The organism is Caulobacter sp. AP07 (genome assembly GCF_000281955.1).
Classification (GTDB): Bacteria; Pseudomonadota; Alphaproteobacteria; order Caulobacterales; family Caulobacteraceae; genus Caulobacter.
Genome location: NZ_AKKF01000241.1, coordinates 22,553 through 32,869, shown reverse-complemented (window position 1 = coordinate 32,869; position 10,317 = coordinate 22,553). Strand labels below are relative to the sequence as shown.

Here is a 10,317-nt window from a genome sequence, read left to right as displayed (position 1 = left end):
CCGTGGCCGGCGTCCCGGCCGGCGGCAAGCCGCCCCTGGCCCGCGCCCTCCAGGGCCGGGTCGGCTTCGTGTTCCAGAGCTTCAACCTCTTTCCGCACATGACCGCCCTGCGCAACGTCGCCGAGGGCCTGATCACCGTGCGGGGCCAGAATCCGGCCGCCGCACTCGAAAAGGCCCGGGCCATGCTGACCAAGGTCGGCCTGGCCCACCGCATCGACGCCTATCCCCGCGAGCTGTCCGGCGGCCAGCAGCAGCGCTGCGCCATCGCCCGCGCCCTGGCCATGGACCCCGAGGTCATCCTGTTCGACGAACCGACCTCGGCCCTCGATCCGGAGCTGGTCGGCGAGGTGCTGACGGTGATCCGCGACCTGGCCGTCGAGCGGCGCACGATGGTCATCGTCACCCATCAAATGGACTTCGCGCGCGACGTCGCGGGGCGTACGATCTTCATGGATGACGGCGTTATAATTGAGCAAGGCCCTTCCGGAGACCTGCTTGGTTCGCCTAAGGAAGAACGCACGCGGCGATTCCTCAGCAAGGTGAGCGGCCTAAGGTCATAATTTGGCCTCCGGCGGCCTTCACCTCCTCGCCGCCGACGCCGTGTGCTGTGAGGCGAGGTCCTGTGAAACCCTATATCGATCTGCAAGGCGCATCGGGCGCCGTCTACCGTTACAAGCTCGCCGAGGATCGTGATCCGCGGACGACGATCGCTGGCAATTTCGTCTTCCTCGACGTGGGGGGGACGGTTGTCTATGCGGGCGAGGCCAACAACCTGCATGGGGCCGGCAACCGCTTCCCCGAGGCCGCGCAGAAACATAAGGCCGAGTATCTCTACACCCGGCTGAACGTCTCGGGCGCGTCGCGTTCGGACGAACTGCAGGACATCCTGACGGCGCTCAAACCGGTGATGAACCGGGGCGAGTAGCCGCCTTTCGCTTTCCGCGCATCGGCTACGTCCACATCCGACGCACGCTTCGCTATGGTGAAGCCCAATGCGCCCCGAGATTCTCTTTCCGCTGTTCACGCCGGTCTCCACGCTCAAGGGCGTGGGGCCGCGCGTCGCGCCGCTGGTCGAGCGGCTGGCCGGGCCGATCGTCCGCGACGTGCTGTTCACGCCGCCGACCGGCCTGATCCGGCGCACCGCCACCACCTCGGACCGCGCCGTCGATGGCCAGGTCCAGACCTTCATCGTCACCATCGACGCCCACCTGCCGCCGCAGCGGCCGGGCCAGCCCTGGCGCATCCGCGCCTGGGACGAGCACGGCTTCGTCACCCTGACCTGGTTCAAGGGCCACGGCCCGCACCTGGAGCGCCAGCATCCGGTCGGCGCGCGCCGGGCGGCCAGCGGCAAGGTCGAGCGGTTCGGCAATGAGATCCAGGTCGCTCATCCCGACTACCTGCTGGACGCCGACAAGGCCGGCGACATCCCGCCGATCGAGCCTGTCTATCCGGCCACGGCCGGCCTGCCGTCGCGCACCTTCCGCAAGTTCGCCCTGGAGGCCCTGGAACGGGCCGCGCCGCTGGCCGAATGGCAGGATCCGGCCTGGATGGCCCGCGAGGCCTTTCCGGCCTGGCGCGAGGCCCTGGCGCTGCTGCACGGCCCCCAGGCCGAGATCGACCTGTCGCCGATGTCGGTCGCCCGCCGCCGCCTGGCCTATGACGAACTTCTCGCCCACCAGCTGGCCCTGGCCCAGCGCAAGGCGGCCAAGCGCGCCCACCCCGCACCGCGCATCCGGGCCGGCGCCTTGTCGGACGCCGCCGAGAAGGCCCTGCCCTTCCGCCTGACCGGCGCCCAGATCCGCGCCCTTTCCGAGGTGCGCGGCGACATGGCCAGCGGCGAACGGATGGGCCGGCTGCTGCAGGGCGACGTCGGCTCGGGCAAGACGGTGGTGGCCATGCTGGCCATGGCCGACGCCGCTTCCAGCGGACTGCAGTCGGTCATGATGGCCCCGACCGAGATCCTGGCCCGCCAGCACTACGAGACCCTGGCTCCGGCCCTGGAGGCCCAGGGCCTGGCCGTGATCCTGCTGACCGGCCGCGACAAGGGCGGTCCCCGCGCTGTCAAGCTGGCGGCCCTGGCCGACGGTTCGGCCGCCGTGGCCGTGGGCACCCACGCCCTGTTCCAGGACGACGTCGCCTTCAAGGCCCTGGGCCTGACGATCATCGACGAACAGCACCGCTTCGGCGTCAACGAGCGCAAGCGCCTGCAGGAAAAGGGGGAAGGCGCCCATCTGCTGGCCATGTCGGCGACGCCCATCCCCCGCACCCTGGAGCTGACGGTGTTCGGCGACCTGGACGTCTCGCGCATCGACGAGAAGCCGCCGGGCCGCACGCCGGTCGCCACCCGCGCCGCGCCGACCCCGCGCATCCCCGAGATCATCGCCCGGCTGAAGGCGGCGGCGCAGGGCGGGGCCCAGGCGTTCTGGATCTGCCCGCTGGTCGCCGAGTCCGACAAGATCGACCTGCGCGACGCCGAACGCCGCGCCGCCGCCTTGCGCGAGGCCATCGGCCCCAGCGTCGGCCTGGTCCACGGCCAGATGCCGGTCGCCGAGAAGGACGCGGTCATGCAGGCCTTCGTCGACGGCGAGGTCAGCGTGCTGGTGGCCACCACCGTGGTCGAGGTCGGGGTCAATGTGCCCAACGCCAGCATCATGGTCATCGAGCACGCCGACCGCTTCGGCCTGGCCCAGCTTCACCAGCTTCGGGGCCGCGTGGGCCGCGGAGCGCGCGAGAGCTCCTGCGTGCTGCTCTACGACCCGCCGCTGTCGGAGACCGCCCAGCAGCGGCTCGACATCCTGCGCCGCAGCGACGACGGCTTCGAGATCGCCGAGAAGGACCTGGAGCTGCGCGGCGGCGGCGACCCGTTGGGCCTCAAGCAGAGCGGCTTCCCGGCCTACAGGCTGGCCGACCCCGTGGCCCACCGCGACCTGATCGCCGTGGCCGCCGACGACGCCCGGCTGATCCTGGCCCGCGACCCGGACCTGACCTCGCCGCGCGGCCAGGCGGTGCGGACCCTGCAGGAGCTGTTCGACTGGAAGTCCGCTTCGCCCCTCAACGACGCGGGCTAGGCAAGGTCGACGAAGTCGGCTTGCATGACGCCGGGTGAGGCGGCGGAGGCTGGCGACCATGGATGTTCCGACCACCCTCTCCGCCCTGGCCCCGCGCCTGTCGCCCGGCGCGACGACGGCGACCGACGCCCGCCGGCTGTCGGGCGGCGCCAGCCTGGAGACCTGGGCTTTCGGGCTCGATGACGGGACATCGCTGATCCTGCGCCGCCGCCCGCCCTCGGCGCGGACCGGCGAGAACGCCCTGCCCCTGGCGACCGAAGCCGCCCTGCTCGCCGCCGTGGCCCCCAGCGGCGCGCCCGTGCCTCGGGTCGTCCATGTCTGCGCGCCCGGCGACGGCCTGGGCGAGGCCTATGTCATGGGCCGCCTGGAGGGCGAGACCCTGGGCAAGCGCATCGTCCGCGACGCGGCCTTCGCCGGCGTCCGTCCCGGACTGGCCCGGCGCTGCGGCGAGGTGCTGGCGGCGATCCACGCCACGCCGCTGGACGGCCTGCCGCCGCTGGCCACCTCCGACGCGGCCAGCGAGCTGAAGCGCTACGAGGCGGTCTATCGCGACCTGGGCGCCCGGCGGCCGGTCTTCGAGGCCGCCTTCCGCTGGCTGGAGGGCCGCGCCCCGCCGCTGGAGCGGCCGGTGCTGGTCCACGGCGATTTTCGCAACGGCAACCTGATGATCGATCCCGGCGCCGGCCTGGTCGGCGTGCTGGACTGGGAGCTGGCCCACCTGGGCGACCCGGCCGAGGACCTGGGCTGGATCTGCGTCAATTCCTGGCGGTTCGGCGCGTGGCCACAGCCGGTCGGCGGGTTCGGCGGCTACCAGGACCTGCTGGACGGCCACGCGGCGGCCGGCGGCGCGCCGGTGACGCTGGAGCGGCTGCTGTTCTGGCAGGCCCTGGGGTCGCTGAAATGGGGCGTCATGTGCCTGATGATGTACTTTAGCTTCGCCACGGGCGCCGACCGTTCGATCGAGCGGGCGATGATCGGCCGCCGGGCCAGCGAGGCCGAGATCGACCTGGTGCTGCTGATGGAGCGACGGGGATGATCACCCATCCGACGGCGGCCGAGCTGCGCGAAGCCCTGGCGGCGTTCGATGGCGCGTCCGGGGAGGACGGTCGCGCGACGTTCCTGGCGCGGGTGGCCGACAACGCCCGCGCAACGCTGGAGCGGGAAGCGGCCCTGGGCCCGGCGGCGGAGACGGCGGCGACCGAACGCCTGCGCGGCTTGCTGGGCATTGAAGGTGACTTCGCCAGCCTCAATGCGGAGCTCTGCGCCCGCTTGCGAGATGGCCGCCTGGCGCCCCTTGATCCGCCGGTGCTGGCCCATCTGAGGGCCAGTGTCATCGACCAGATCGCCATCGACCAGCCGGGCTATTCGGGGTTGGCTGCGCTGGAAGTCCAATAACCCCACCGGCCTTATCAACCGAACCCCAACGTCGTCATCCCCCGCTTTATGCGGGGGACCCAAGCGGACTCGGCCGGCGTGGCTTGGGTCCCCCGAACAAGTCGGGGGATGACGGATTTAATGAACCGCCGCCGCCCGCGCCCGCAGCGCCGCCACCCGGGCCTGGGCGTCGGCCTCGAGGTCGGCCCAGAACAGGTTGAAGCCGTCGACCTTGCGGCGGTCGGTCCAGGATCCGGAATCCCGCAACGAGGTCGATTTCGGGCGGCCGGTGTGCAGCAGGCCGTTCTCGCACTGGGCCCAGACCTGGCGCTTCAGCAAGGCCGGGCGCGAGCCCCATTCCAGGCCGGTGGCGTTGGCCGCGCCCAGGTTCAGCCGGGCCGGCGCGCGGATCTCGTTCTGGGCGCCCAGCAGCGGATTGACGCAGAGCGGTGTGCGGCCGTCCAGGGTGACCAGTTCGCCGCCGCTCCAGACCAGGGAACGGTTGGCCAGTTCCTGGGCCTCCTGGAAGTCGCCGTCCACCATCGACGCCCAGGCCGCCACGCAGCCGGCCTGGTCGCGCCTCGCGCAGGCCGGCACGGGGGCTTCGGGGCCGTATTCGTCGGCGGGAACCACGGTCTCGATCAGATAGACCCCGGCCAGCCGACCGCGCAGCGCCGCGTCGCGCGCGATCTCCTCGTTCAGCAGTCGCGCCGCCAGGATGCCGCCCTGCTCGACCCCGACCAGGATGATCGGCCGGCCGTTGTTGTCGTGCTTGAGGTAGTAGCGAAAGGCCTGGCGAACGTCGTCATAGGCGAAGCGCCGGGCGTCGCGGGCGTCGTCGCGCAGGGTCAGGAAGGTGTAGAGGCTGGCCTGGCGATAGTGCGGCGCGAAGATCCGCCCCACCCGCGCGAACGGCGCGGCGTAGTTGGGCAGCATCACCCGGGCCAGGTCGCGCGACGCCTTGGGCTGGTCGTAGGGCGCGTTCCAGTCGCGGCCGCCATCGAAGCTGGTGGGATGCACGAAGAACACGTCGGCCGGCCCCTTGAGCGCCGCGCCGGGCCGCAGCGCCCAGGCGGCCGGCTTGGCGTAGTCCGGAGCCGGCGGCGGCTCGTAGGTCTGGAACGGCACCTTGGGGTCCAGGGTGGTGCGCAGGATGTCGTAACGCCAGTAGAAGGCCGCCGACAGGACCATCGCCAGGAGCAGCACGGCCCCCGCGAAGATCCAGCGTTTGAAACCCTTGAGGCGTTCGCTCATGGCCCCTGCGTTACCATGAACTCCGGGAGTCGCGCGAGGGACTGACCGGCCTTAGGCGCCTTCCTGGCCGATGATCGCCACCGAGCAGACATTGCTGGCCGGCGCGCCGCCCAGGTTGTGGGTCATGCCGAACACCGGGTCGCGAAGCTGCCGCTCGCCGGCCCGGCCCTGCAGCTGCAGGTACATCTCGTACAGCATGCGCAGGCCGGACGCGCCGATCGGGTGGCCGAAGCATTTGAGCCCGCCGTCGATCTGGCACGGCAGGCCGCCGTCGGCGTCGTAGAAGCCGTCCAGCACGTCGCGCCAACCTTGGCCCTCGGGCGAGATGAACAGGTCCTCCATGGTCACCAGTTCGGTGATCGAGAAGCAGTCGTGCACCTCCATCATCGAGATCTGCTCGCGCGGCCGCTCGATGCCGGCCTCGCGATAGGCCTTGCCGGCGGCGATGCGGGCGGTGTGGAAGTGACTGCCGTCCCAGCCGTTGTACTGGCTCTCGTAGCCGTTGGAGACCGACAGTTGCAGGGCCTTGACCATGGTCAGGTTGCGCTTGCCCATCGCCCGGGCGATCTCCGGCGTGGTGACGATCGCCGCCGCGGCCCCGTCCGACACCCCGCAGCAGTCGAACAGCCCCAGCGGCTCGGCGATCATCGGGGCGTTCAGAACCTGCTCCTCGGTGACGGCCTTGCGCAGGTGGGCCTTGGGATTCTTGACCCCGTTGGCGTGGCTCTTGACGGAAACGTGGGCGATGGCCCGCTTGAGGTCCTCGCGCGACACGCCGTGCTTGGCGCGGTAGGCGCTGGCCAGCTGGGCGAAATTGCCGGGGGCCGAGCCGTTGGGAATGATCTGCGGGGCCAGCGTGCCCGGCGCCCCGACCGGCAGGCCGCCATAGCCGGTGTCCTTCAGCTTCTCGACGCCCACCGCGATGGCGATGTCGGCCGCGCCCGCCGCCACGGCGTAGACCGCCCCTCGGAACGCCTCCGAGCCCGAGGCGCAGAAGTTCTCCACCCGGGTGACGGCGATGTTGGGCAGGCGCAGGGCGATCGACAGCGGCGTGCCGCCCTTGCCGGTTCCCAGTTCGTCGACATGGGTCGAGAACCAGGCCGCGTCCAGCTGGCTGGGTTCGATCCCGGCGTCGGCCATGGCCTCGACATAGGCCTCGACCATCAGGTCGTCGGGTCCGGCGTCCCAGCGCTCGCCGAACTTGCTGCAACCCATCCCCAGGATGGCGACCTTGTCGCGGATGCCCTTGGCCATGGTGGTGCTCCCTAGTGTCCGGTCGGCTTGGAGGTCGTATTGATCGGGTGTATATACGGGGTCATGAGCCTCTATATCCGCAGCGAAGAAGCCGACCGGCTGGCGCGGCAACTGGCTAGAAGGACTGGGTTGACCTTGACCGAGGCCGTGACGCGCGCTCTGCGCACCGAACTCGACCGCACGCCCGACGAGGCCGACGATCGCGCCGAGCGGCTGGCGCGCATTCGCGAGATCCAAAAACGGGTCGCGGCGGCGCCGATCCTTGAGGCCGGCACCGACGAAGAGCTCGTGTATGACGCGGATGGCTTGCCCAGGTGATCGTCGTCGACACCTCCGCCTTGATCGCGATCTTTCGAGGCGAACCAGAAGCCGAGAGCTTCTTGCAATTGCTCCTCGACACCCCCGCGCTCATTTCGGCGCCAAGCCGGCTGGAGGCCTTCGTCGTGGTCACGCGACGGCATGGCGATGAAAAGGCGTCCGAGCTTGGCGCCGTCATCGCCGATCTGAAGCTCACGACCGTCGCCTTCGACGAAGAGCTGACCGAGCTGGCCGAGCAAGCCTTCAGGAGATACAGGCGCGGCCGCCACGGTCTGAACTACGGCGACTGCTTCAGCTACGCCCTGGCCAAGGCGCGCGACCTGCCCCTGCTGTTCAAGGGCGAAGACTTCGCCGCCACCGATGTGAAGCGCGCGGTCTGACACCGCCCTACTCCGCCGCCAGAGCGGACTTGCCCGCCGCCGCCGCCCGATCCGGCGCGGCCTTCCAGAAGTAGCGGGTAAAGCCACGCTTCTCGTCGACGTCCTTGATGCGGAACACCATCTTGACCGGCAGGCCGCTGTCGACCTCGCCGGGCTCGACGTCGGTGATGTCCATCATGATCCGCCCGCCCCCCTCGAAGACGATCATGCCGTAGTGGTTGGGCGGGCTCATCGAGAAGGTCAGGTAGTCGGCCGAGTAGCTGAGCACGCTCGCGCGCCGCTCGGCGAAGCGGTACGGCTCCTGGGTGTCGACCGCCGGACTGTTGGGGGCCACCGAGATGCGGGTGCGCGGGAACTGGACGACGCCGGTTTCGCGGCAGCGGCCGCCGACCAGGCCCAGGATCATGTCCTGGTTGCGGTAGAGGGTGGTCAGGGCCGTCTTGTTGTCCTTCTCGGCCCGCATGCCCTTGTCCCATTCGATCAGGCCATTGAAGGTGAGGAACTTCAGATAGTTGTCCTCGGCTCTTCGATCGGCCAGCGCGCCGGTGACGCCGCGCGCCGGGCGGCGGCTCGCGATGTCGTCGGCCGCCCGGAACACCAGGGCCTCGGCGCCCTGGCCGAACTGGGCGACCAGGATCACCTCGCCGGCCTTGGCCTGTTCCAGCGCATGGGCCAGCATCAGCGGGCCGTGGGCGCAGCCGGCCTCGCCCAGGGTCAGGCCCAGGTTGTCGCGCACCGCCTCGGGCGCGATCCCCACTGCCTTGGCCAGGCTGGCGGCCATGCCGGCGAAGGTCGACGGGAAGCAAAAATGCGTGATGTCACCCGCGCTTAGACCGGCGACTTCAAGCGCCTGGCGAATGGCTGGCGGGACCAGCTTGACGATGCCCTCGTCGCGGATCCAGCGTTCCTCCCATTGATAGTCGAAGTCGCTGTCGGCGCCGCGGAAGTGGTCGACGAAGTCGTCGGTGACGCCGCCCCGGCCGAGGAACTCGGCCGCGCCGGGCTCGGCGGTGACCACGAAGGCGGCCGCGCCGTCGCCGAAGTCCAGCTCCTGGGGCGACGCCGCCCGGGCCCGGCGATGCTCGCCGGTCGCCACCAGGGCGCGCCTGGCCGCCCCGCCCTTCACCGCCGCCAGGGCCTGCCCCAGTGCGCCCAGCCCGCAACGCTGCGAGCCCGTGACGTCGGCCGAGGCGATGGCCTTCTCCAGCGTCAAGGCCGCCGAGACGATCCCGGCGTTGAGGCGGTCGCTGAACGGGGCCGTGGTCGAGGCGAAATAGAGGGCGTCGATGTCGGAACGATCGTCGTCGGAACCCAGGGCGTCGCGGGCGGCCTCAACCGCCATGGTCAGGGCGTCCTCGTCCCAATTGGCCATGGCGCGCTCGCCCTTGGCCTTGGCCCGCAGGTTCGGCGCCACCCAGGCATTGGCCTGCGTCACCGCCTCGCGGCTGAGACGAAGGCGCGGCGCATAGGCGCCCCAGGCGGCGATGCCGACCATGTTCCACTCCCGATCTGCGCCTGTCCCGGCGAGTTATCGGCGATCAGCTTACGCTCGCGGAAAGGGTCGGCAAGTGTGACGTGGCGTCAGGTCGCGACCGGGGGCATGCACATGTGCAGGTCCCCGGCTTCATCCCCGGCCACGCATCACCGATACGGGTCGTCCGTATTCAGGAACCCCGCCACATAGTCCTCCACGCCGTCCTCCAGCGCGGTCATCGGCGCGTTGTAGCCGGCGGCCCGCAGGCGATCCATTTTCGCCTCGGTGAAGTACTGGTACTTGCCGCGCAGCACCTCGGGCATGTCGAAATAGGCGATGTCGGGCTCGCGGCCGACGGCGCGGAAGGTGGCCTCGGCCAGGGCCTTGAACGAGCGGGCCTTGCCCGAACCCAGGTTGTAGACGCCGTTGACGTGCGGGCTCTTGGCCAGCCAGGCCACCACGTCGGCCACGTCGCGCACATAGACGAAGTCGCGCAGCTGGCCGCCATCCTCGTAGTCGGGGTGGTGCGACTTGAACAGCCGCACGCCCTCGCCGGCCGCCACCTTGGGCCAGATCTGGCAGACCACCGACTTCATGTCGCCCTTGTGGGCTTCATTGGGGCCATAGACGTTGAAGAACTTCAGCCCCACCCACTGGGCCGGATGATTGCCGCGCTCGGCCTCGCGCGCGGCGTAGAGGTCGAACAGCGCCTTGGACCAGCCGTAGGCGTTCAGCGGCCGCAGGGCCTTGAGGCTGTCGATGTCGTCCAGCCCCTCGAACCCCTGGTCGCCGTCGCCATAGGTGGCCGCCGACGAGGCGTAGACCAGCCGCCGCTGATGGGCCGCGCACCACCGCCACAGGTCGCGCGACAGGGTGAAGTTGGCGTGGATGATCTTGTCGGCGTCGGGCTCGGTGGTCGACGACACCGCGCCCATGTGGATCACCAGCTCGACCTCTTCGCCGCGCACGGCCAGCCAGTCGAACAACGCCTCGGGGGCCACGAAGTCGGCGATCGGCGACTTGGAGAGGTTGCGCCACTTGTTGTCGGCCGCCGCGCCCAGCCAGTCGCAGACCACCACGTCGAACGCGGGGTCCTCGCACAGCCTGGCGACGATGTTGGAGCCGATGAAACCGGCGCCGCCGGTGACGAGGATGACGCGTCTGGACATGAGAGGCTTATGCCACAGGCGGTCCG

The 10,317-nt window shown here is 70.3% G+C and carries 11 protein-coding genes; 7 read left to right on the top strand and 4 right to left on the bottom strand.

Features of this window, described 5'->3' with window-relative positions; genetic code table 11:
* From PMI01_RS21780 to PMI01_RS21760, 5 genes are all read left to right on the top strand, one after another.
* Positions 1-560 (top strand): amino acid ABC transporter ATP-binding protein (locus PMI01_RS21780; RefSeq protein WP_035037706.1); only part of this gene is annotated, 560 nt, incomplete at its 5' end.
* 62 nt (positions 561-622) lie between these two features.
* A complete protein-coding gene (locus PMI01_RS21775; protein WP_007674316.1) occupies positions 623-925 on the top strand; it encodes a hypothetical protein in 303 nt (100 codons plus the stop codon).
* A gap of 67 nt (positions 926-992) precedes the next feature.
* Positions 993-3,068 carry an ATP-dependent DNA helicase RecG gene (gene recG / locus PMI01_RS21770; protein ID WP_007674315.1) on the top strand — a complete coding sequence of 692 codons (2,076 nt, stop codon included), beginning with the start codon at positions 993-995 and terminating at the stop codon, positions 3,066-3,068.
* A 58-nt stretch (positions 3,069-3,126) separates the two neighbouring features.
* Complete coding sequence (locus PMI01_RS21765) at positions 3,127-4,104, top strand: phosphotransferase family protein (protein WP_007674314.1); 978 nt, start codon at positions 3,127-3,129, stop codon at positions 4,102-4,104.
* Entirely contained in the window at positions 4,101-4,463 is a 363-nt protein-coding gene (locus PMI01_RS21760; protein WP_007674313.1) for a DUF6285 domain-containing protein, read from the top strand. Before PMI01_RS21765 ends, PMI01_RS21760 begins: the two co-directional genes overlap by 4 nt.
* Positions 4,464-4,580: 117 nt before the next feature.
* Here the strand turns inward: PMI01_RS21760 and PMI01_RS21755 are convergent, their stop codons facing one another.
* Positions 4,581-5,696 (bottom strand): DUF3089 domain-containing protein, encoded by a 1,116-nt coding sequence (locus tag PMI01_RS21755; protein ID WP_007674302.1) that lies wholly within the window; start codon positions 5,694-5,696, stop codon positions 4,581-4,583.
* A gap of 51 nt (positions 5,697-5,747) precedes the next feature.
* Positions 5,748-6,950: an acetyl-CoA acetyltransferase gene (locus PMI01_RS21750; RefSeq protein WP_007674300.1), complete on the bottom strand. Its 1,203-nt coding sequence runs from the start codon at positions 6,948-6,950 to the stop codon at positions 5,748-5,750.
* Positions 6,951-7,013: 63 nt separating this feature from the next.
* Between PMI01_RS21750 and PMI01_RS21745 the strand changes: the two genes are divergently transcribed.
* Together PMI01_RS21745 and PMI01_RS21740 are read left to right on the top strand one after the other, a co-directional pair.
* On the top strand, positions 7,014-7,268 hold the full coding sequence (locus PMI01_RS21745; RefSeq protein ID WP_035037719.1) for a type II toxin-antitoxin system VapB family antitoxin: 255 nt from the start codon (positions 7,014-7,016) through the stop codon (positions 7,266-7,268).
* Entirely contained in the window at positions 7,265-7,648 is a 384-nt protein-coding gene (locus PMI01_RS21740; protein WP_007674296.1) for a type II toxin-antitoxin system VapC family toxin, read from the top strand. The genes PMI01_RS21745 and PMI01_RS21740 overlap by 4 nt, the downstream gene beginning before the upstream one ends.
* 7 nt (positions 7,649-7,655) lie before the next feature.
* Here PMI01_RS21740 and PMI01_RS21735 read toward each other — a convergent pair whose 3' ends face one another.
* Both PMI01_RS21735 and rfaD read right to left on the bottom strand, forming a co-directional pair.
* Positions 7,656-9,143 carry a hydroxymethylglutaryl-CoA synthase family protein gene (locus tag PMI01_RS21735; protein WP_007674294.1) on the bottom strand — a complete coding sequence of 496 codons (1,488 nt, stop codon included), beginning with the start codon at positions 9,141-9,143 and terminating at the stop codon, positions 7,656-7,658.
* A 146-nt stretch (positions 9,144-9,289) separates the two neighbouring features.
* Entirely contained in the window at positions 9,290-10,291 is a 1,002-nt protein-coding gene (gene rfaD / locus PMI01_RS21730) for an ADP-glyceromanno-heptose 6-epimerase (protein WP_007674292.1), read from the bottom strand.
* Between the last annotated feature and the right edge of the window lie 26 nt (positions 10,292-10,317).

Coding starts and splice junctions, on each gene's coding strand:
- recG (WP_007674315.1), top strand. CDS start 993: ATGCGCCCCGAGATTCTCTTTCCGCTGTTCACGCCGGTCTCCACGCTC.
- PMI01_RS21735 (WP_007674294.1), bottom strand. CDS start 9,143: ATGGTCGGCATCGCCGCCTGGGGCGCCTATGCGCCGCGCCTTCGTCTC.
- PMI01_RS21765 (WP_007674314.1), top strand. CDS start 3,127: ATGGATGTTCCGACCACCCTCTCCGCCCTGGCCCCGCGCCTGTCGCCC.
- PMI01_RS21760 (WP_007674313.1), top strand. CDS start 4,101: ATGATCACCCATCCGACGGCGGCCGAGCTGCGCGAAGCCCTGGCGGCG.
- PMI01_RS21755 (WP_007674302.1), bottom strand. CDS start 5,696: ATGAGCGAACGCCTCAAGGGTTTCAAACGCTGGATCTTCGCGGGGGCC.
- PMI01_RS21750 (WP_007674300.1), bottom strand. CDS start 6,950: ATGGCCAAGGGCATCCGCGACAAGGTCGCCATCCTGGGGATGGGTTGC.
- rfaD (WP_007674292.1), bottom strand. CDS start 10,291: ATGTCCAGACGCGTCATCCTCGTCACCGGCGGCGCCGGTTTCATCGGC.
- PMI01_RS21745 (WP_035037719.1), top strand. CDS start 7,014: ATGAGCCTCTATATCCGCAGCGAAGAAGCCGACCGGCTGGCGCGGCAA.